The 21,163-nt window shown below is 58.7% G+C and carries 20 protein-coding genes and 4 tRNA genes; 10 read left to right on the top strand and 14 right to left on the bottom strand.

Going from position 1 to position 21,163, the window contains the following annotated elements:
* Positions 1-70 precede the first annotated feature (70 nt).
* Positions 71-442, top strand: a complete 372-nt coding sequence (locus tag G0Q00_RS00650; protein ID WP_163035484.1) for a hypothetical protein — start codon at positions 71-73, stop codon at positions 440-442.
* Between the two features lie 303 nt (positions 443-745).
* On the opposite strand, the gene ispG is transcribed toward G0Q00_RS00650, so the two are convergent.
* From ispG to hemA, 3 genes are all read right to left on the bottom strand, one after another.
* Complete coding sequence (gene ispG, locus G0Q00_RS00645; protein ID WP_163035483.1) at positions 746-1,861, bottom strand: flavodoxin-dependent (E)-4-hydroxy-3-methylbut-2-enyl-diphosphate synthase; 1,116 nt, start codon at positions 1,859-1,861, stop codon at positions 746-748.
* Positions 1,862-1,956: 95 nt separating this feature from the next.
* Complete coding sequence (locus G0Q00_RS00640) at positions 1,957-3,165, bottom strand: helix-turn-helix domain-containing protein (RefSeq protein ID WP_163035482.1); 1,209 nt, start codon at positions 3,163-3,165, stop codon at positions 1,957-1,959.
* A gap of 106 nt (positions 3,166-3,271) precedes the next feature.
* Positions 3,272-4,495, bottom strand: a complete 1,224-nt coding sequence (gene hemA, locus G0Q00_RS00635; RefSeq protein ID WP_163035481.1) for a 5-aminolevulinate synthase — start codon at positions 4,493-4,495, stop codon at positions 3,272-3,274.
* 270 nt (positions 4,496-4,765) lie between these two features.
* On the opposite strand from hemA, the gene G0Q00_RS00630 reads away from it, so the two are divergent.
* Positions 4,766-6,142 carry a M20/M25/M40 family metallo-hydrolase gene (locus tag G0Q00_RS00630; RefSeq protein ID WP_163035480.1) on the top strand — a complete coding sequence of 459 codons (1,377 nt, stop codon included), beginning with the start codon at positions 4,766-4,768 and terminating at the stop codon, positions 6,140-6,142.
* A 59-nt stretch (positions 6,143-6,201) separates the two neighbouring features.
* On the opposite strand, the gene G0Q00_RS00625 is transcribed toward G0Q00_RS00630, so the two are convergent.
* From G0Q00_RS00625 to G0Q00_RS00610, 4 genes are all read right to left on the bottom strand, one after another.
* Positions 6,202-6,414 (bottom strand): RND transporter, encoded by a 213-nt coding sequence (locus tag G0Q00_RS00625; protein WP_163035479.1) that lies wholly within the window; start codon positions 6,412-6,414, stop codon positions 6,202-6,204.
* A gap of 82 nt (positions 6,415-6,496) precedes the next feature.
* Positions 6,497-6,573: transfer RNA gene (locus G0Q00_RS00620), tRNA-Asp, on the bottom strand.
* Positions 6,574-6,724: 151 nt separating this feature from the next.
* Positions 6,725-6,801 (bottom strand) — tRNA-Asp (locus G0Q00_RS00615).
* A gap of 211 nt (positions 6,802-7,012) precedes the next feature.
* Positions 7,013-7,088 (bottom strand) — tRNA-Val (locus G0Q00_RS00610).
* Between the two features lie 158 nt (positions 7,089-7,246).
* Here G0Q00_RS00610 and G0Q00_RS00605 point away from each other — a divergent pair.
* Positions 7,247-8,248: a GlxA family transcriptional regulator gene (locus G0Q00_RS00605; protein WP_163035478.1), complete on the top strand. Its 1,002-nt coding sequence runs from the start codon at positions 7,247-7,249 to the stop codon at positions 8,246-8,248.
* A gap of 7 nt (positions 8,249-8,255) precedes the next feature.
* Here G0Q00_RS00605 and speB read toward each other — a convergent pair whose 3' ends face one another.
* Positions 8,256-9,224 carry an agmatinase gene (gene speB / locus G0Q00_RS00600; protein ID WP_163035477.1) on the bottom strand — a complete coding sequence of 323 codons (969 nt, stop codon included), beginning with the start codon at positions 9,222-9,224 and terminating at the stop codon, positions 8,256-8,258.
* A 202-nt stretch (positions 9,225-9,426) separates the two neighbouring features.
* On the opposite strand from speB, the gene G0Q00_RS00595 reads away from it, so the two are divergent.
* Positions 9,427-10,179, top strand: coding sequence for a hypothetical protein (locus tag G0Q00_RS00595; RefSeq protein WP_163035476.1), 753 nt, complete (start codon positions 9,427-9,429; stop codon positions 10,177-10,179).
* Between the two features lie 34 nt (positions 10,180-10,213).
* Here G0Q00_RS00595 and G0Q00_RS00590 read toward each other — a convergent pair.
* From G0Q00_RS00590 to G0Q00_RS00570, 5 genes are all read right to left on the bottom strand, one after another.
* A tRNA-Val gene (locus G0Q00_RS00590) sits at positions 10,214-10,289 on the bottom strand.
* 128 nt (positions 10,290-10,417) lie between these two features.
* A complete protein-coding gene (lon, locus tag G0Q00_RS00585) occupies positions 10,418-12,823 on the bottom strand; it encodes an endopeptidase La (RefSeq protein WP_163035475.1) in 2,406 nt (801 codons plus the stop codon).
* 219 nt (positions 12,824-13,042) lie between these two features.
* Positions 13,043-13,528, bottom strand: coding sequence for a flavodoxin family protein (locus G0Q00_RS00580; protein ID WP_163035474.1), 486 nt, complete (start codon positions 13,526-13,528; stop codon positions 13,043-13,045).
* A 90-nt stretch (positions 13,529-13,618) separates the two neighbouring features.
* The gene (gene tgt, locus G0Q00_RS00575) at positions 13,619-14,761 is read right to left on the bottom strand and encodes a tRNA guanosine(34) transglycosylase Tgt (protein WP_163035473.1); all 1,143 of its coding nucleotides are present in this window, start codon (positions 14,759-14,761) and stop codon (positions 13,619-13,621) included.
* Positions 14,762-14,815: 54 nt separating this feature from the next.
* Positions 14,816-15,067, bottom strand: coding sequence for a hypothetical protein (locus G0Q00_RS00570; protein WP_163035472.1), 252 nt, complete (start codon positions 15,065-15,067; stop codon positions 14,816-14,818).
* Positions 15,068-15,323: 256 nt separating this feature from the next.
* Between G0Q00_RS00570 and G0Q00_RS00565 the strand changes: the two genes are divergently transcribed.
* From G0Q00_RS00565 to G0Q00_RS00550, 4 genes are all read left to right on the top strand, one after another.
* Complete coding sequence (locus G0Q00_RS00565; protein ID WP_163035471.1) at positions 15,324-15,689, top strand: SUF system Fe-S cluster assembly protein; 366 nt, start codon at positions 15,324-15,326, stop codon at positions 15,687-15,689.
* A 154-nt stretch (positions 15,690-15,843) separates the two neighbouring features.
* The gene (locus tag G0Q00_RS00560; protein ID WP_163035470.1) at positions 15,844-16,494 is read left to right on the top strand and encodes a MarR family transcriptional regulator; all 651 of its coding nucleotides are present in this window, start codon (positions 15,844-15,846) and stop codon (positions 16,492-16,494) included.
* Entirely contained in the window at positions 16,487-17,194 is a 708-nt protein-coding gene (locus G0Q00_RS00555; RefSeq protein WP_163035469.1) for a DUF3307 domain-containing protein, read from the top strand. The genes G0Q00_RS00560 and G0Q00_RS00555 overlap by 8 nt, the downstream gene beginning before the upstream one ends.
* A 29-nt stretch (positions 17,195-17,223) precedes the next feature.
* Positions 17,224-17,616, top strand: a complete 393-nt coding sequence (locus tag G0Q00_RS00550) for an iron-sulfur cluster assembly accessory protein (RefSeq protein WP_163035468.1) — start codon at positions 17,224-17,226, stop codon at positions 17,614-17,616.
* A gap of 100 nt (positions 17,617-17,716) precedes the next feature.
* On the opposite strand, the gene G0Q00_RS00545 is transcribed toward G0Q00_RS00550, so the two are convergent.
* The gene (locus tag G0Q00_RS00545) at positions 17,717-18,634 is read right to left on the bottom strand and encodes an isopenicillin N synthase family oxygenase (RefSeq protein ID WP_163035467.1); all 918 of its coding nucleotides are present in this window, start codon (positions 18,632-18,634) and stop codon (positions 17,717-17,719) included.
* A 131-nt stretch (positions 18,635-18,765) separates the two neighbouring features.
* Between G0Q00_RS00545 and tpiA the strand changes: the two genes are divergently transcribed.
* Together tpiA and G0Q00_RS00535 are read left to right on the top strand one after the other, a co-directional pair.
* A complete protein-coding gene (tpiA, locus tag G0Q00_RS00540) occupies positions 18,766-19,512 on the top strand; it encodes a triose-phosphate isomerase (protein ID WP_163035466.1) in 747 nt (248 codons plus the stop codon).
* Positions 19,513-19,623: 111 nt separating this feature from the next.
* Complete coding sequence (locus G0Q00_RS00535) at positions 19,624-21,021, top strand: pyridoxal-dependent decarboxylase (protein ID WP_163035465.1); 1,398 nt, start codon at positions 19,624-19,626, stop codon at positions 21,019-21,021.
* Positions 21,022-21,163 lie beyond the last annotated feature (142 nt).

Below are 21,163 nucleotides of genomic sequence, written 5' to 3'. Positions count from 1 at the left end.
TTCACCGCAACGTGACAGCACGTCATTGCGCGGCGCGCTAAAGTGTCCTGACATGTTTCAGGAGCATTCAATGCGTTCACTGCCACTCGCCCTTACTTTGTTCAGCCTACCAGCCCTTGCCATTGCAGCGGACTGGAACACGCGCGCCGACGACAAACCCCTGTCTGTGGCAGAACTGCGCGAGCAGCTTGTTGGGAACACGCTAATCTTCTTTGACAACGGAAGGTCCGTCTATTCAGCAAACGGCGAGTATTCCTACACATACGGCGAAGGAGGCACTTGGCTGGGGCACTACGAACTGAAAGAGGATGGCATTGCTTGTACAACTTTTGTCACCGGAAGCACGCGCTGCGATCTGATTGTCCACAGCGGAGCGCGCCTGACATTGATCACCGAAGACAGAATGCGCTTTCCTATTCGTGATATTACGCCAACTGAGTAATAAAAATGCGCTCGGCTTTGCCTCGCGCCCAACGGGGTAGTGGCCGGCTGCGCCGGTCAGGGGCGCTGCCCCGCATGACTTTCCTTTGGAAACTCATGCCCCCCGGAATATTTTGAGCAAGAAAATGAAAAAGGGGGGCCCCAACCGCCCCCCTTGAAATGAAGCTCTCATTTCCTTGCACGGCCATCGGCGTCCCCGCCTGTTCCGCGTCCCCACTCTTGCAAGACAAGGTTAACAAACACTTATTTTCTTGCACTAAATATCCTGGGGGTGAGAGCCGGAGGCTCGAGGGGGCAACGCCCCCTATTCCGCCGCTTCTGCCTCGATTTCAGAGGCGCGTTTTTCAACCAACTCCACGATGTGATCGACCATCTTGTCGTTGTCGAGCTTATGATCCTGTTTCCCGGCGACATAGACCATGCCCGATCCAGCCCCCCCGCCGGTAAAGCCCACATCGGTCATCAGTGCCTCGCCCGGACCGTTCACAACACAACCGATAATCGACAGGCTCATCGGTGTGTGGATATGAGCAAGCCGTTCTTCCAGCGTGGCCACGGTTTTGATCACGTCAAATCCCTGACGCGCACAAGACGGGCACGAGATGATGTTCACGCCGCGATGGCGCAAGCCAAGGGATTTCAGGATCTCATAGCCGACTTTCACCTCTTCCACCGGATCAGCCGACAGGCTGACGCGGATCGTGTCTCCAATACCGGCCCAAAGCAGGTTGCCCAGACCGACGGCCGATTTGATCGTACCGGATACGAACCCGCCTGCTTCGGTGATCCCTAGGTGGATGGGGGCGTCAGTGGCCTCGGCGATGCCGTGATAGGCAGCTGCGGACAAGAAAACGTCCGATGCCTTCACGCTGATCTTGTATTCGTGAAAATCGTTGTCTTCCAGAATGCGGATATGCTCGAGCCCCGACTCCACCATCGCTTCGGGGCAAGGTTCTCCATATTTTTCAAGCAGATGCTTTTCAAGAGAGCCGGCGTTGACGCCGATGCGGATCGAGCATCCGTGATCCTTCGCCGCCTTGATCACCTCGCGCACGCGGCCAGCATCGCCGATGTTGCCCGGGTTGATCCGCAGACAGGCGGCACCGGCTTCGGCGGCTTCGATGGCGCGTTTATAATGGAAATGGATGTCGGCTACGATGGGGACCGGGCTTTCGGCCACGATCTCTTTCAGCGCAGTAGTCGATCCCACATCCGGGCAGGAAATGCGAACGATGTCCGCACCCGCTTCGGCCGCAGCAAGCACCTGCCCCAGCGTGGCCTTCACGTCCGAGCTGTCGGTGTTGGTCATGGTCTGCACCGCGATCGGTGCGCCGCCACCTACAGGCACATTGCCCACCATGATCTGCCGGGATTTCCGGCGCTCGATATCACGCCACGGGCGAATGGGATTGTGAGACATGTGTAGAATTCCAGCTGGCTTCTCTTGGTCGAAGGGATAACCCGCGTTCGCAGCTGCGACAAGGCACGCGCTAAAACAGATCACTGAATTTGTGGTTATTCGGCGGCTTGCAGCTCGGCTACGACAGTTGCCAGGTCGGCGTCGCCCTCCAGATCGGCCAGCGCGAAGTTCTCACGCACCGCATCCTGAGACAGGGCAATATTCTTAACGACCGTTGCGCCATCGCCAGCAGGACCGTAGGCGGATCCGTTGACCGCGAAATAGATCGAGCCCGCGTTCCCCGACCGCATAATCGGCGCTTGCTCGGTCTTCGGCAGCACATAGGTCTCGCCCGCGTCGAGGATCTTTTCGAAAATCACGCTGCCGTCTGCAGCCTGAATACGGACCCATGACGGGCGGACGGCGAACACAGCCACATCTGCGGCATCTGCCCCCAGCACCTGAACTTTGCCTGCGGCCGGCGCTGCGCTGGCAAGGCGCGTCTCGCTTTCCGGGAAAGTCTCTTCAACAACGGGCAACACTGGCGTCTGAAATCCCGCCAGAACACCAACCGAATTCGGGTTCAGCGTTGAAATCGGCGCGTCGCGATGGGTCAGAACCGGCACGTCCAACGCCTGCGGGCGATAGAGACGGTCCAGCGCTTCAACGGTCGGCGGTGTGCTTAGACCAGCCGCCGCGATCTGTGTGCCCTCACCTTCAGCAGCCAAGGGTGCATTTTCCAGTTCGGGCAGTTCAGACAGCACGCCCGGTGTCTGTTCAATGGGGGCGAAATCGACACGCTGAACTTCCTTCAGCATGGCCCACCCGCCATAGCCCAACCCGCCGATCAGCAGCAGTAGCATCGAAATCGAACCAATCGCGCCCGGCTCGATGCCTGCGAAAATGCTTTCTTTTTGGGGAACCCAAGTTGCATTCGGATTGGACAGGGGATCACCATGATGTACGGAGCTGCGCTGCGCCTTCTTCTCGCTAACCAGACCATTGGACAGGCCGCGGTCTACCTCGAAGCCAGCCTCGGCGCAGAACGTCGAATAAGCCCATTCGGGATCAAGGCCCAGATAACGCGCGTAGGAACGCACGTAACCAGCGATAAACCCCTGCGAGGCGAAGGCCGTGGGGTCTGCGTTTTCAATCGCTGCAATGTAACTGGCCTTGATCTTCAGTTCGCGCTGAACATCCAGAAGTGACTTCCCAAGCGTTGCACGTTCTCCGCGCATCACATCGCCCAACAGGACATCGTAGGAATCGAACCCCGTAGGTTGTTCTTCATCCTCGACCTGAGACGTGCTCCAACGCCCGATCATACAACTGCTCCTGATGCCTCTTGTCCCGAGAATACGATTCGTGGTTCATCGTTTCCCTGCGGGGAAAGTAACACATCACGGAAAATTGTGTATATTAACTTTCGGCTTAGGCCGACAGTTCGGCACGATTTAGCTCACAGTGGGACCACAGGCTATCCAGCGCGCGTACGAGCTTGTCCATTTCGTCCGGACCATGAACTGGCGACGGCGTAAACCGCAACCGTTCAGTACCGCGCGGGACCGTCGGGAAGTTGATCGGCTGGACGTAAATCCCGAAGTTTTCCAACAACATATCGGACAGCTGCTTGGTGTGCACCGGATCCCCAACGATCACCGGTACAATGTGCGAGCCGTGATCGATGATCGGCAGGCCCATCCCTTTCAGACGGGTCTTCAGGATCTTGGCTTGGGTCTGGTGCTGGTCACGCAGCGACTGATCGGTCTTCAGATGCTTAACCGACGCCGCAGCCGCAGCCGCCACCGACGGCGGCAGAGAGGTCGTGAAAATGAAGCCGGGCGCATAAGAGCGCACCGCGTCACACATCTTGGCCGAGGCCGCGATATAGCCACCCATTACGCCATAGGCTTTCGCCAGCGTGCCGTTGATGATGTCGATGCGGTGAGCCAGGTTGTCACGCTCGGTAACCCCTGCCCCGCGCGGGCCGTACATGCCGACGGCATGGACTTCGTCGATATAGGTCAGCGCGCCGAACTCGTCAGCCAGATCGCAGATCTCTTCAATCGGACCGAAATCGCCGTCCATCGAATAGACGCTTTCAAAGGCGATCAGTTTCGGGGCGGCGGGATCGTCGGCTTCCAGAAGCTCGCGCAGATGGGCGACATCGTTGTGACGGAAGATACGCTTGGCACCGCCATTGCGGCGCACGCCTTCGATCATCGAGGCGTGGTTCAGCGCGTCCGAATAGATAATCAGGCCGGGGAACAGCTTGGGCAGGGTCGACAGGGTCGCATCATTGGCGATGTAGGCCGAGGTAAAGACCAGTGCAGCTTCCTTGCGGTGCAGGTCGGCCAGTTCGGCTTCTAACCGCTTGTGGTAAACCGTGGTGCCCGAGATGTTGCGCGTGCCGCCCGAGCCAGCGCCAGTGGCGTCGATCGCTTCATGCATAGCCTCAAGCACAACTGGGTGCTGGCCCATGCCCAGATAGTCATTGCCACACCAGACCGTCACCGGAGCTTCGGACCCATCAGGCTTGGTCCAAGTCGCATGAGGGAACTGCCCTTTGCGGCGCTCAATCTCGATAAAGGTGCGATAGCGCCCTTCCTCATGCAGACGCGAAAGCGCCTCGTCCAGCTTGTGATCGTAGTCCAATTTACCCTCCCGGGCCGTTTCATCCTGTTCCCTGCGAGCCTTATACAGGGATTCCCCCGCAATACGCATTCAAAAAAACGTATATTGCGCCTGTTCGCTTGCCCACCTTGCGGGACTTGGTGCGGTTTTACATTGATCCACCTCAAACGGAAGCGTTTTCCGTATCGCCGCGACAACTCGTCCGACGCGCTTTCAGATCGGATCCGATCTGGACAGTGGCAATGGCAGTGATAGGCTGTTTTCAAATTTTCCCGATACCGGAGACACGAAATGTCGCTTGATCAAGTTCTGGACCGCATTGATGCGGACCTTCCCGACGCTCTCGACCGTTTGATGGAGCTTTTGCGCATCCAGTCGATTTCCACCGACCCCGCCTTTGCAGACCACTGCGTCACCGCTGCTGACTGGCTAGCGAACGACCTGAAAGCAATTGGTTTTCAGGCGGATAGACGCGACACCCCCGGCCACCCGATGGTCGTTGGGCATGGCGGAGATGGGGATCGCCACCTGCTGTTCTATGGTCACTATGACGTGCAGCCCGTCGATCCGCTGGCCAAGTGGGATCACGACCCCTTCGCTCCGTTTATCGAAGACACCCCCAACGGCAAGATCATCCGTGCCCGTGGTGCATCGGACGACAAGGGCCAGCTGATGACCTTTATCGAGGCCTGCCGCGCCTGGAAAGAAGTCCACGGATCGCTGCCCGCGAAACTGACGATCTTCCTTGAGGGGGAAGAGGAATCAGGCTCGCCGTCGCTGGTGCCCTTCATGGAGCAGAATCGTGACGAGTTGACTGCCGATATCGCGCTGATCTGTGACACTTCGATGGTCAGCCCCGGCGTTCCCTCCATCGCCAGCCAGCTGCGCGGCATGCTGAAGGACGAATTTACACTCGTCGGACCGAAGCTGGATCTGCATTCGGGCCATTATGGCGGTCCGGGCCTGAACCCGCTGCGCGAAATGTCCCGCATCGTTGCCAGCTTCTATGATGACGAGACCGGAAAGGTCGCAGTCGAAGGCTTCTATGAGGGCGTCCACGACACCCCGGCGGATCAGTTGGAGGCGTGGGAGAACTCGGGCTTCGATCAGAAGGCCTATCTGGACAATGCTGGCTACACGATGAGCCACGGCGAGAAGGACCGCTCGTGCCTGGAACAGCAATGGGCGCGCCCGACGCTGGAAGTGAACGGCATCTGGGGCGGCTATAACGGCGTCGGTTCGAAAACCGTGATTCCGTCCGAGGCGCACTGCAAGATCACCTGCCGGCTTGTGGGCGACATGGACCCCGACAAGCTGCGCGACCGCGTCCGCGCCCATGTCGAGGCGCAGCTGAAGCCAGATATGAAGGTGATTTGGGACAACGATCTGGAAGGCTCGCCCGCGGCCGTGATGGACATCACCCGCCCCGAGTTCGGCGCAGCCCAGAAAGGCCTGTCGGCCGAATGGAAACGCGATGCCGTCTTTGCAGGCATGGGCGGATCGATTCCGATCGCGGGTTACTTCAAATCGATCCTTGGCATGGAAAGCATGCTGGTCGGCTTTGCCAATGATGATGACAAGATCCACTCACCGAACGAAAAGTATGATCTGGAGAGCTTCCACAAGGGCATCCGCAGCTGGGCGCGGATTCTGGCGGAACTGGCCTAACCCCCGTTAGACAGCGAAACTCACCAAAGCCCCGGACGCCCCTGCGCGCCGGGGCTTTTTCATGCCCGGTTCAAACGCGTCAGCTTCAGAATCAGTAGCAGCCACGGCACCCCGTGCAGCACCAGATCAAAGATATCGACAGGCTTCACCAGCGTGCCAGAGGCCAGCATACCCAGCTTCTCCCAGATGTGCGGTGGGGCGAAGGGGGCCAGCCCCAATGTCAGGCAGGCAATCAAGATCAAAGAGAATGGCATTTCATCAATGAAGGACATAGGGGGCTCCTGATCCAAAGGGTTACACCACACGGGTTCACCCGCCTTAACAGGCCAGAGCATTTGACGAAATGTGGTGAAGTGGCGCGGTTGACGGGGCTCGAACCCGCGACCCCCGGCGTGACAGGCCGGTACTCTAACCAACTGAGCTACAACCGCGCGTAGCGGTGGGAATAGCCCGACATCTGCGGGGGGTCAATGGGGAAAAATGCGGTTTCTGGTGAAAAACTTCGGTGCCGATGGGGATGGCATTTCAGCTCCCTGGTAACGAAAAAACCCCGCCAAAGGCGGGGTTTCTTTCGGGCAGTGGTGGCGCGGTTGACGGGGCTCGAACCCGCGACCCCCGGCGTGACAGGCCGGTACTCTAACCAACTGAGCTACAACCGCTCACTGCCAGTCTTGCGACTGTTTGGGCGTTCTATTCGCACCCACCGGAGGCGTCAAGCGGCCTTTTGCAGATTTCGAATTATTTTTGCCCCTCGATGCCCAAGCCTAAGATGAGGGCGGAAATCCCCCCTGCCCGCCCGCGACGCGCAGCAAAGACGTCCGGATGCAACTGTCCCGTATGGGGATCATACTCGATGCTCTAGGGAAGGAATGGTGGGTGATGAGAGACTCGAACTCCCGACATCTTCGGTGTAAACGAAGCGCTCTACCAACTGAGCTAATCACCCGCCGTGGGACGCGACATATCGCTATTCGCCGGGGCTTGGCAAGAGGTGAAATCCACTTTTTTTAATTTCTGACGCGGACGCATTAAAACTGGACGCTGCATTACTTTGTCTGCATGGCAAAGCGCGTTAGACTGCTGTCGTTAGCTATCAGGTTTGCCATGCAAGAACCCGTCGTTCCAAAGGGCGTTGCCCATGTCGTCGTCACCCCTCCGGCCGAGCCCGAAACGATTGTTTTCGTGCTGCTGGACAACCTGTCGATGCTGGCCTTCACCTCGGCCATCGAACCCTTGCGCATTGCGAACCAGTTGACGGGGCATATCCTGTATCGCTGGACCACCATGTCCGAGGACGGCGAAAATGTGCGCTGTTCAAATGGGATCGAGATCGGCATTGATCGCCCCATTGGCGAGACGCCCGCAAACAGCCGGGTCTTCGTGTGCTCGGGTGTTCAGCCCGAGAAATCGCTATCCACCAAAGTGTCGGACTGGGTGCGGTTGCAGTGGCGGCTGGGGCGCACCGTCGGATCGCTCTGCACCGGGGCCTATACACTGGCGAAGGCGGGCATTTTGGGTGGGCACAAGTTCACCCTGCATTGGGAAAACATCGCCCCCTTTCGCGAGCATTTCCCGGACCTTGATCCGGTCGAGCAGCTTTACACCATCGACAATCGCGTCCTGACCTGTGGGGGCGGTGCGGCCGCGACCGACCTGTTTCTGCGCCTGATCTACGACACGCATGGGCCAGTGCTTTCACAGGCCGTTCTGAACATGTGTCTACACACGGTTCAGCGGTCGGAAACGGACCGCCAGCAAAGCTCGACCTCGGCGACGATTGGGGTGCGCAATGACAAGCTGGTGCGGGTGCTGACGTATTTCGAAGAGAATCTCGAAGACAGCGTCAATCTGGACATCGTCACCGAAGAGCTGGGCATTTCGCGCCGCCAGATGGAGCGGCTGTTTCGCCACCATCTGAACACGACGCCGAAGAAATACCTGCAAGATCTGCGCTTGCAACGCGCCCGTATCCTACTGGCGGAAACGGACATGCCTGTGGTCGATGTGGCCATCGCCTGCGGCTATGATTCTGCGGCCTATTTCTCGAAACGGTTCCGCGAGACGTTTGGCATGTCCCCCCACCGGTTTTCGGCCGGCGGGGGATAAGCCGCAATCAGGCTTTCTTGTTGTGGAAGATGAAGCCCAGGAAGTTCAGCAAAAGCTGTGCGGCCAGAACTTGCGTGCTTTCAGTCGGGTCATAGGCCGGGGCGACCTCGACCAGATCAATGCCAACCACATCCCCGCGCTTGCTGAGCCCCTGTAGGATCTCCAGCACGTCGTAATAGGCAAAACCGCCATGGCTGGGCGTGCCTGTCCCCGGGGCAATCGATGGGCAGAATGCATCAATGTCGATGGTTACATAGTACCGCGCACCTTCGGGAATACGGTCCAGAACGCCATCCGTCCCCAGCTTGCGCACCTGTCGCACCGACAGAATGTCCGAGCCCCGCGCCCGCGCGTCGTCATAGCCTTCCTTAGCCGTGGACGAAACATTACGAATTCCCAGCTGCGTCATGCCCGAGACATAGTCCTTCTCGATCGCGCGGCGCATTGGGTTGCCGTGGCCCTCAGTCACGCCGTGGCGTTCATCGACGAAATCCAGATGGGCGTCGATTTGCACCACGTGAATCGGCCCGTTCTCGGCGCAATCTTCTTCAAAGGCGCGAATGCAAGGGATGTTGATCGAGTGATCGCCGCCGATGGTCACCGGCAGCGCGCCGGCATCCAAAATCTTCTTCACGCCATATTCGATATTGGCGTGGCTTTTGTCGGTCATGGTGTGAACGATGTCTGCATCGCCCAGATCGACGATCCGCACGTCAGAACCAAGATAAGTTGCGTCATCCTCGTGGTCATAGGCGCCCGCATGGCCAAAGCTGAACAGGGTCGAGGCCTCGCGCACTGCGCGCGGGCCAAACCGTGCGCCTGACCGGTATTGGCAGCCGAAATCAAACGGTGCGCCCAAGACGGCCACATCAGCGTCGATCTCATCCCAGTTTTCTACATAGGGCTTCTTGCCAAAGGTGGCGATTCCAACAAATGGCAAGTTCAACCGACCACCAGCATAACCGTGTTCTGACATGCGTTCCTCCTCTCGCGTGACAGACCGAGTGAAACGGAAAACCTGCTAAGAGGAAAGCAGAATTCACCGAACCTCAGAATACATTTGCCCAATGATCCAAGCGCTTGGGCTTGAACCCGGGGCCTGCTGCACCCTAGATTGCCCCAAGTGACGCGACGCGTGCGTTTGCGACATCCGATGACGGAATCTATTGGGGTCCGATGTGAGCCAACTTCTTTTTGACGGCGCGGCGCTTCGAGTTATCGGAAGCTCGGTCGACCGACCCAAGCTGTTCGTCACGTTTGACCATTGGCGGCGCAAACGGGCGTCATTCCCAGAGTACAGGCCCTCCAAAACCGCCCTGAACCACGGTTTTGGGCATATCTTTATCCAAACAGCGCAGAATGACTGGTTTCTGAACCAAGACACCGACCGGCTGCGCGAATTCTTGACGGAACTGTGTCAGAGCAAGGAAAGCTGCTCGGTCGGGTTTTCGATGGGCGGATACGGCGCGTTATTGTTCGCTAATGCCTTGCGCCTGCGTCGGGTGCTGCTGCTGTCCCCGCAATACTCGATCATGCCTGAAAAAGCGCCGTATGAAATGGCCTATCGGGACGAGGCTGCGACTTTGGACCCTGCGTTGGATCGGGTAGTACCGTTGGAGAATGGGCAGCGCCTCCAGGGCATCATCGCCTATGACCCACGGCTTGCCCCGCAGGACCGCCTGCACGCAGACCACATTCGCGCGTTGCATCCGGATCTACAGCCCGTCGCCCTGCCCTTCGGCGGTCACACGGCGCTGAAACATTTGGAGGGCACAGGCGTCACTCAAGACATCATGCGTGCGTTTATCGAAGATGACATCTCGGCAGGTGCGATCCGGGGTGTACACGGATTGATCGGACGAAATTCGACGCGGTACAAGCAGCGCATGAAGGCCTATCTTGACCAGCGGCGTGCCCGAATACCCTTCTAAGAAAGGGCGCCATCTCTTTGGTGTCAAAGGGAAATGGTGGGTGATGAGAGGCTCGAACTCCCGACATCTTCGGTGTAAACGAAGCGCTCTACCAACTGAGCTAATCACCCGACTGATCGCTATGTAGCGCCGCCGCGCACAGGGTGCAAGAGGCAGATTGCAGCCAATTCCCGCCTGAACGAAAAAGGGCGCGACAGATGTCTGCCGCGCCCCGTATTTCTTATCGATCCGGTTAGGATCAGTGCGCTACGGCACCCGACCCGCCTGCATCCTTGGCCAGCGCCTTGGCGGCGGCCTCTTCAGCGGCTTCGTCCCATTCGACGGCTTCAGGCTTACGCACCAAAGCGTGCTCCAGAACTTCCGAGACGTGGCTGACGGGGATGATGGTCAGCCCTTCTTTCACATTGTCCGGGATCTCGCGCAGGTCTTTTTCGTTCTCCTGCGGGATCAGAACTGTCTTGATGCCACCGCGCAGCGCTGCCAGCAGCTTTTCTTTCAAGCCACCGATAGCCAGTGCGTTGCCGCGCAGTGTGACCTCACCTGTCATGGCGATGTCTTTCTTCACCGGAATGCCCGTCAGGACAGACACGATGGACGTGACCATGGCCAGACCGGCCGACGGACCATCCTTGGGCGTCGCACCTTCCGGCACGTGCACGTGGATGTCCCATTTTTCGAACTGGGGCGGCTTCACACCAATCTCGGGCGCGATCGAGCGGACATAGGAACTGGCCGCATCAATCGATTCCTTCATGACATCGCCCAGTTTCCCGGTGGTCTTCATCCGACCTTTACCCGGCAGGCGCAGCGCTTCGATGGACAGCAAATCACCACCGACACTGGTCCATGCCAGCCCGGTGACAACACCCACCTGATCAGCCTCTTCCGCCAAACCAAAGCGATGTTTGCGCACGCCCAGATAGTCGTCCAGCAGATCGGGCGTCACTTCGACGGTCTCGACCTCTTTCTTCACAAGTTTGGTCACTGCTTTCCTTGCCAGCTTCGCCAATTCGCGCTTCAGGTTCCGCACACCTGCTTCGCGGGTGTAGTAGCGGATGATGTCGGTCAGAGTGCTTTCCGGCACCGCAAACTCACCCTTCTTCAGCCCGTGATCCTTGATTGTCTCGGGCAACAGATGACGCGAGGCGATCTCGCGTTTTTCGTCTTCGGTGTAGCCGGCCAGCGAAATGATCTCCATCCGGTCCAGAAGCGGACCCGGCATGTTGTACGAGTTCGCCGTGGTCAGGAACATCACATTCGACAGGTCGTATTCCACTTCAAGATAGTGGTCCACGAAGGTCGAGTTCTGTTCCGGGTCCAGCACTTCCAGCATCGCCGAAGCCGGGTCACCACGGAAATCCTGCCCCATTTTGTCGATTTCATCGAGCAAGATCAGCGGGTTCGTGGTTTTTGCCTTTTTCAGCGCCTGGATGATCTTGCCGGGCATCGACCCAATGTAAGTCCGGCGGTGACCGCGAATCTCGCTTTCATCGCGCACCCCACCCAGCGAGATGCGAATGAACTCGCGCCCTGTCGCCTTGGCAACCGATTTCCCAAGCGAGGTTTTACCCACACCCGGAGGGCCAACAAGGCACATGATCGGGCCTTTCAGCTTCTTCGAGCGCTGCTGAACAGCGAGATACTCGACAATGCGTTCCTTGACCTTCTCAAGCCCATAGTGATCGGCATCGAGCACTTTCTGGGCGTTCACAAGGTCTTTCTTCACGCGGCTTTTCTTGCCCCATGGCAGACCCAGCATCCAGTCCAGATAGTTGCGCACAACCGTGGCTTCTGCCGACATGGGCGACATGTTCTTGAGCTTCTTCAGCTCGGCATCCGCCTTTTCACGGGCTTCCTTGGAAAGCTTTGTTTCTTCGATCTTTTCTTCCAGCTCAGCCAGTTCGTTCTGGCCTTCCTCACCGTCGCCCAGCTCCTTCTGAATGGCCTTCATCTGCTCATTCAGATAGTACTCGCGCTGGGTGCGCTCCATCTGCGATTTCACGCGGGTCTTGATCTTTTTCTCGACCTTCAGGACGGACATTTCGCCCTGCATCAGGCCAAAGACCTTCTCCAACCGTTCGGACACGACGAAGGTCTCCAAAAGCTCTTGCTTCTGCTCAACCTCGACACCCAGATGACCGGCCACAAGGTCGGCCAGCTTGTCGGGTGCGCGCGTCTCGGACACGGCAGCAAGCGCTTCTTCAGGGATGTTTTTCTTGATCTTGGCGTAACGCTCGAACTCTTCCCCGACCGAGCGCAAAAGCGCTTCGATCTCGTTCGGGTCGCCCGGACGTTCGTCGATCACTTCGGCAAACGCTTCGAAGTAATCTGCATTGTCGACATAGTCAGTGATGCGCACACGCGACTGCCCTTCGACCAGCACCTTCACGGTGCCATCGGGCAATTTCAGAAGCTGCAGCACATTGGCCAACACGCCAACTTGATAGATACCTTCCACATCCGGCTCGTCCACGGAAGGGTCGATCTGGCTGGACAGCAGGATCTGCTTGTCATCCGCCATCACCTCTTCCAGCGCACGCACGCTTTTCTCACGCCCTACGAAGAGCGGCACGATCATGTGGGGGAACACCACGATGTCGCGCAGCGGCAGGACCGGGAAGGATTGGCTCAGTTGCTCACTCATTGATCTTCCTTATGGTTGGGCAGTCAGCGTGTCCCCGATATTCGGCAGATCACACGTCCTCCTGGAATTCGGCCTGTTTCACAGACCTGTCACGCCGAAATGGGGATGCCAATTGGGTATTTCAACCGCGTTCGGCGTGCGCTTCACCCCATAGTGACCAGCAATTTCGCGATCCACAAGGCGGGTGCCGGAATTATCCACAGGAATTTCAGACCTGATTTAAAAGACGCCCAGCGCAAGACCTGCGGACAGCGCCGCCCCAAGCTCGCGACAGGGCGCCAAAGCCTCGGCGTCTAGCTGTTTTGGCGCCAGTATGGCTTCGGGCGTTTGGGCATGAGTGCAAAGAATGAAGGGCGGCTGAACTTCGCGCAGTCGCCACCCCGTGGCGATCCGGGCGAGCTGCCGTGCGGCCCCCTGCCCGTCTGATCCGGCACAAATCATCTGAGCATAAGGGCGCCCTTCGATCCGCCCCAAAACGGGGTAATAGCAGCGATCGAAGAACTCTTTCATCTGACCGGATAAGCTGGCGAGGTTTTCCGGCGCACAGAACAGATACCCCGCTGCGCCCAGCAGATCTTCAGGCCCTGCCTCCTCCGCCGTCAGAATACGTGCCGCCCCCTCGTCACGGGCCGCATCAAACGCCGCCTCGGCCATCTGCCGAGAGCCGCCGGTGCGTGAGTGCCATATGATCAGAAGCTCAGCCATACCCCTCAATACCAACCCACGCTTTTTCTTGTCAAAAATATCCCGGGGGAGCATGAGTTTCCGCAGGAAATCATGCGGGGGCAGCGCCCCTTACAGCGGATCAATATCCCCTTGCGCACGGGCTGCGTGGAATTCGGCCTCCCACGCATCAAAACGCCCTTCGGAAATCGCATCCCGCATCCCCTGCATGATCTCTTGGAAATAATGCAGGTTGTGCCACGTCAGCAGCATGCCCGAAATCATCTCGTTCGAACGGAACACATGGTGCAGATAGGCGCGCGAGTAGTTCTGGCAGGCGGGACAGGTGCAATTATCATCAATCGGGCGCGGATCGTCTTGGTGACGCGCGTTCTTGATGTTCAGAACGCCCATGCGGGTCCAGACCTGACCGGTACGGCCCGAGCGGGACGGCAACACGCAATCCATCATGTCCACACCGCGTTTTACAGCCCCCACGATGTCATCCGGTTTACCCACGCCCATCAGGTAACGCGGTTTGTCCGTTGGCAGGTATCCGGGCGCGAAGTCGAGACAGTCAAACATCGCCTCTTGCCCCTCGCCCACGGCCAAACCACCAATGGCATAGCCTTCAAAGCCAATATTCGTGAGTGCCTTGGCCGATTCCTCACGTAGATCGGCCTCAAGCCCGCCCTGCATAATTCCGAACAAGGCATATCCCGGACGGTCCCCGAACGCATCCCGCGACCGCTGCGCCCAGCGCATCGACAGGCGCATGCTTTCGGCAATCCGTTTGCGGTCGGCAGGCAGCGCGGGGCATTCATCAAAGCACATCACAATGTCCGACCCCAAAAGTTTCTGGATCTCCATCGAGCGCTCCGGCGTCAGCTCGTGCTTTGACCCGTCAATGTGCGATTTGAAGGTCACACCTTTCTCGGTCAGTTTTCGCAGACTTGCCAGTGACATAACCTGGAACCCGCCGCTGTCCGTTAGGATCGGCTTGTCCCAATTCATAAACTTGTGCAGCCCACCCAGCCGGTCAATCCGCTCGGCCGTTGGGCGCAGCATCAGATGATAAGTGTTGCCCAGCAGAATATCCGCCCCGGTTGCGGCAACGCTTTCGGGCATCATCGCCTTTACGGTGGCCGCTGTTCCTACGGGCATGAATGCTGGCGTACGGATCTCACCGCGCGGCGTATGGATAACTCCGGTACGCGCGCGCCCATCCGTTGCTTTCAGCGTATACGAGAACTTTGTCGTGCTTTGATCAGTCATGGCCGAGATGTGGCCCAACACGGCTCGAAAGCCAAGGGCTATTGTCAGATTGACTTACTCGTCTGGCGACGTTTCCCCGCCAACCCCGCGCGCAATTGCATCGACAATATTAGGATCCTTGGCCAACCGCTGCGCCAAACGCTCCAACCGACGGCTGGTCACCATCAGTTCGGTCATGATGACCGGATCAAGATGCGCCGCAAAGTCATAGGTGAAATCCTGAACCATTTGCGCCGCATCGGACAGCCGATCAATTCTGCTTTTACCGTCTTCCCTATCCGGGAAGCCCTCACTCTCCGCGGTCATGTCGCCACGCACCCCTTATAGATCCCCTCACCCTAAAAAAAGGGCACGACCCCAAGGGGGCCTTCCAGCTGAAAGTGCCTTGCGACTATGGCGAAACTTGGCCCCCACTTCGTCAATATAAAGCTGTAATTATGGTGCCGCTTCCCCGAGCCAAGTTCCGTTAATTGTCCGCATTTATCCCCTGTCTGTCATTGCCCCTCTGGACCTCGCGACACGAGAACCCTATATGTTCGCTCAGGATTAGAGCGAGACCAGAATGACCGATACAGCCGATACCCGGATTGAAGGGGAACCCCTGATCAAACCGTCCAGTGTAGAGCACCCGCTTTATGACGCGGTGGTTGAAGCCTGCCGTACGGTCTATGACCCGGAAATCCCGGTGAACATCTTCGATCTTGGCCTTGTCTACACGATCGAGATCAACGACCAGAACGAAGTTGACCTGATCATGACCCTGACCGCCCCCGGCTGCCCCGTTGCAGGTGACATGCCCGGCTGGTTGGTCGAAGCGATCGAGCCGGTCGCGGGCGTAAAGCAGGTGAATGTCGAACTGACATGGGAACCGCCCTGGGGCATGGAAATGATGTCCGACGAGGCGCGACTGGAACTGGGCTTCATGTAAGCCCCCACCCAGAGCATCTTCTGCCGACACAGATCGGCCTAGCGCAACCCAATCGGGTTGCGTTTTTCATTTCGCAACCCTTTTCTGGTGCAGGCAGCAATACGCAACCCTAAAAGATTGCTTTTCTGCATTCGCAACCTATTATGGTTGCACCATGAGCAAAACCCCAACGCATATCGCCGTCCTGACCGGAGACATCATCGGCTCGACCCAAATGTCGCCCGAGGACCTGGAACGCGCCTTCGACGCGCTGTCCGCCTCGGCCGAGGTTCAGGCTGAGTGGCACGGGGAAGACCTCCACTTCACCCGCCAACGCGGGGATGGATGGCAAGTACGGCTTGCCCGTCCCGAGTTGGCCTTGCGGTCCGCGCTGGCGTTCAGGGCCGCGCTACGCTGTGAGGGGAAAGAGTTTTCGACATTTATGGCGGTGGCGACGGGACCAGCAACGCCAATAATGCCAGGAATGGATCTGAATTGGGCGTCCGATGAGGCATTCATTGAAAGCGGTCGCCGTTTGGATCAAATCAAATCCAACCCACTCACCACCCAAATAGCCCACACTGACATCAAGGCACTCGGCGCGACATTCGTGCTAGCTGATCACATTTCGCAAAGCTGGACCCCGGCACAAGCCGCAGCCATACTACCTATGCTGGCTCTGGGAAACTCACCCAACTACTCGAAAGTTGCGCGCGCATTGGGCAAGTCACGGCAAGCGGTAACCAAAGCCCTTGAAGGTGCTGGCTATGATTCCATTTGGGTAGCCCTAGCCTATATCGAAAACGAAGAGGCCAAAGATGATTGAAACTTTCACAGCCCTCCTCTTCGCCCATGTTCTTGCTGATTTTGTCTTTCAAACCAACTGGATCACCGACAACAAGCGCCGCCCCCAAGTCCTGCTTCTGCACGTGCTGATCGTGCTTGTCACCGCACAGGCCGCGCTGGGCACCTACGATGCGCCCGAACTACTCGTCCTCGCTCTCGCCCACCTGATCATCGACGCGGTAAAATCGCACGGCTGGTTTCGGAAACTCTCGGGTTTTCTGTGGGATCAGGCCGCGCATCTTGTGACCATTGCGGTTGTTGCCTTCTACGCTCCCACTCTCTGGGGCACATGGTCCGACACCGCCCTGCCCCTTATGGCACTGGCGACCGGGGCAATCGTCGCCACCCGCGCGGGCGGCTTTGCCATCGGGCTTCTCATGCAGCCCCACACCATGCGCATCCGCAACAACGGGCTAAAGGGCGGCGGCTGGACCATTGGCATTTTGGAGCGCGGGCTGGTCTTTGTCCTGATCTTGGCCGACCTGCCCCTCGGCGTGGGCTTTCTGGTCGCCGCCAAATCCATCCTGCGCTTTGGCACCGCCAGCCGCGACCAGCGCACCGCCGAATATGTGATCATCGGCACTCTCGCGAGTTTCGGCTGGGCCATCCTTGCAGGTTTTGCCACCCAAGCCCTTCTTTCCCTTCTGCCCCCGCTTGAGATTGCCGCACTGCTTCCCTAAATTAGGGATAAGCGACAAGGATCACGTATATGTTCGGAATTCCCGGCAAATCACCCATCACCATGACACCAGCGGCCGAGGCTCAGATTGCCCGACTAATGGAGAAGGACGGCCACAAGGGCCTGCGCATTGGCGTCAAGAAAGGCGGCTGTGCAGGGATGGAATACACCATGGATTACGTGGACGAGGTCGAACCCCATGACGAGGTCGTCGAACAGGGCGATGCCCGCGTGATGATCGCGCCCATGGCACAGATGTTCCTGTTCGGAACCGAGATCGACTATGAGGTCTCGCTTCTGGAAAGCGGCTTCAAGTTCAACAACCCCAACGTGACCGAGGCTTGTGGCTGTGGCGAGTCGATCAAATTCGACGACACCCTCTCGGCCGCACCCACGGATCTGAACGCTCCGCCGAAATTCTAAGCACGCCAAAGCACCCGCATTTTCTTGCCCTAAATATCCCGGGGGAGCGCGTCGCGCGGGGGCAGCGCCCCTAGGCTCACAACGTGAGCCACCGAAAGGCTCAGCTTCCCGTCTGCGTCATCAAGTGCAGATAGGTCTCGTCAAACCGCTTTTTCATATGATCACCCGCCATGATCACCTGCCCGGAGCCGCGCGGGGCCACATTGGTGTCGTGGTTGGGGTTGAAGAACATCGGAACCGAAATCCGCTCGTCCCCTGACCCAATAACGCGGTGCAAGGTGGCCTTCACTCGGCCTTCGGTCCACATCTCCAGCATCTCGCCGAAATTGATCACGAAGTCCCCCAAGGGCGCATTGACCGGAAACCAGCTGCCATCCGCCCCCAACACCTCAAGCCCGGCCACACCGTCGGACGCCAGAAGCGTCACGCAGCCGTAATCCGAATGTGCGGCAATGCCGAAATCCCTGTCCCCTGCCCAATCCGGGCGTGGCGGATAGTAGTTCCCACGCAACAGCGCCATCGGACGGGTGAAGGCCGCGTCGAAATAGGTTTCATCCTCGCCAATCGCGGCGGCAATTCCACGCAGAACCCCCAGCGCAACGCCCAGCGCCTTGGCGTAATAGGCCTGAATAACCTCGCGAAAGCCCTCAAGCTCGGGCCATTGGTTATCTCCATAGACCGACAGGTTCAGCGCGCGCAGCGGGTCGTTGGCGGCCAGTTCAAAACCGCAATCAAAGACCTCTTTGAAATCGGGGTTGGCGTCGGGATCCACCTGCTCGCTGCCCGCAGCCCCCCAGCCGCGATTGGCCCCGGTCTTAGCCATATTCACGGCGTCCTTCACATCCTTGGGCTGATGGAAGAACGCGCGATACATCGCGATCGTCTTGGTCAGCTCATCTGTGCTGATCGCCGTGTTGTGCACGGTCAGAAAGCCCACCTCCAGCACACCGCGCAGAAGCTCGGCCATCGTGGCGGGATCGCGGGCGTCAATCAGGGCAGCGTCCAGTCTGGGGATCATCGGGGACCTCATGAATAAACTTGCCCGCTTCTACAGGACACGCCCCGTGGATCAACGGCAAAATAGCCGCAGGGCTTGACGCCCCGCGCGCCGCAATGGAAAACGGGCCAAACATGACAAGGGAGATCGACATGCGGCGCAAACTGGCAGCGGGCAATTGGAAAATGAACGGCCTGCAGGACAATCTGGCCGAGCTGGACGCGCTAGCGCAGGGTTACGGGGATGCCGATTGCGATATCCTGATCTGCCCCCCCGCGACGTTGATCCACCGCGCGGCCTCGGCCAGCGGCGAAAACGTCGCCATCGGCGGGCAGGATTGCCATCAGGCCGAGACCGGCGCACATACGGGCGATATCTCGGCCCAGATGCTGAAAGACGCAGGCGCGACTTATGTGATCCTTGGTCACTCGGAACGGCGCGAAGATCACCATGAAAGCGATGCCGACGTGCGCCTGAAAGCCCGCGCAGCGATCGACGCTGACCTGAAGGCTGTGATCTGCTGCGGTGAAAGCCTGGAAGAGCGCGAGGCGAACAACACGCTGGAGATCATCAGCGGGCAACTGGCGGGCTCGATCCCGGATCAGGTCACGGCCGAGAACTTGATTGTTGCCTACGAACCCATCTGGGCAATTGGCACCGGGAAAGTGCCCACGCTGGATCAGATCGGCGAAGTGCATGACTTCATCCGCGATCATCTGGTGCGCCGCTTTGGCGATGGCGTCGGCCTGTCGACCCGTATCCTCTATGGTGGTTCGGTGAAGCCCAGCAACGCGACCGAGATCTTCGGAGTCTCCAACGTAGACGGTGCGCTTGTGGGTGGGGCCAGCCTGAAAGCCGAGGATTTCGGCCAGATCATCACGGCCCTGTCCGCGTCCTGATCCGCGCCACACATTGCTTTCTGAAACCCCGGCCCTCGCGTCGGGGTTTTCGCATCTTGACAGACCGCCCCATATACTTAACATCGCAACTAAATATCGCAGGAGCCCCCGATGAATTACGATGATCTGGCCGACTGGCAAAAACGCGCTGCTGACTGGGCGCGCGATTACCACGCGGGCCTGCGTGACCGTCCGGTACGTCCCGATATTGCACCGGGTGAATTTCTGGCCAAGATCGAAGCCCCTGTTCCTGAAGCCCCCGAGGCGATGGAAACCATCTTCGACGACTTCACCCAGTTGGTGCCCGATGCCATGACCCACTGGCAACACCCGCGTTTCTTCGCCTATTTCCCGGCTAACGCGGCCCCTGCCTCGATGCTGGCCGAGCAGCTAGCCAACGCCATGTCCGCCCAAGCGATGTTGTGGCAGACCGCGCCCGCTGCCAATGAAATGGAGGATCTGGTGATCCGCTGGCTGCGCGACGGGATGTGCCTGCCGGAAGATTTCACCGGCACCATCCACGACAGCGCGACCACCGCCACGTTTTCCGCCGTGACGACCATGCGCGAGCTAGCGCTGGAGCATACCGGCATCACCAAGGGCCTGTCCGGCGCGCCGCAGCTGCGCATCTATGCCAGCGCACAAACCCACTCCAGCGTCGACAAGGCCGTGCGCCTGTCTGGCATTGGGCAAGACAATCTGGTGAAAGTGCCGACCATTCCCGGTCACCCCACATGGTCGATGGACCCGGACGCTCTGGATCGCCTAATCCGCGAGGACATCGCCGCTGGGCGCAAGCCTGCTGGCGTTGTGCTCTGCGTCGGCGGCACGTCCATCGGGGCGTGCGATGACATTGCGGCCTGCATCAAGGTGGCCCACGGCCATGGGCTGACCGTCCATGTGGATGCGGCATGGGCGGGATCTGCGATGATCTGCGAGGAATTCCGCGCCCTCTGGGCCGGGATCAAGGACGCCGACAGCATCATCTTCAACCCGCATAAATGGCTGGGGGCGCAATTCGATTGTGCCGTGCAATTCCTACGCGACCCCGGTCCTCAGATCGGGGCGATGGGACTGCGTCCGGAGTATCTGAAGACGCAAGGCGCGGACGAAATCGTGAACTACAACGAATGGACCCTGCCGCTTGGCCGCCGCTTCCGCGCGCTGAAAATTTGGTTCCTTTTGCGCGCCGAGGGCCTCTCTGGCCTGCGCGCCCGTATCCGCAACCACGTCGCGTGGGCGGGTGAGGCGTGCGACGCCATCGCCGCCCTGCCCGGCTTTGAAATCACGACGCCCCCGATCCTGTCGCTGTTCAGCTTCCGCTATCAGGACGACGCCAAAACCGCTGAGCTTCTGGAGCGTGTAAACCGTGACGGGCGCATCTATCTGACCCAGACACATCACGACGGACAATTCGTCATTCGCGTGTCTGTAGGACAGTTCACCTGCACGCGAGACGATGTGATGGCCATCCCTCAAGTTCTGTCCGAACTCACGCAAGATCTGTAAGGTCAGGAATTCTTTACATTTTTGTGAATATGCTCTATAGTATAGAGGCTGGTGTCACGGGCATCTGACATTTTATTGACCAAAGCCCGGCACACCCAAGCCTGTATCGCCCCTTATATTAGAGGCAAGCGAGAGAGGGTAT

The sequence above is a fragment of the Aliiroseovarius sp. PrR006 genome (assembly GCF_010500215.1).
GTDB lineage: Bacteria > Pseudomonadota > Alphaproteobacteria > Rhodobacterales > Rhodobacteraceae > Aliiroseovarius.
Note: the sequence above shows the minus strand (reverse complement) of the source record. Positions and strands in the feature narration are given on the sequence as shown.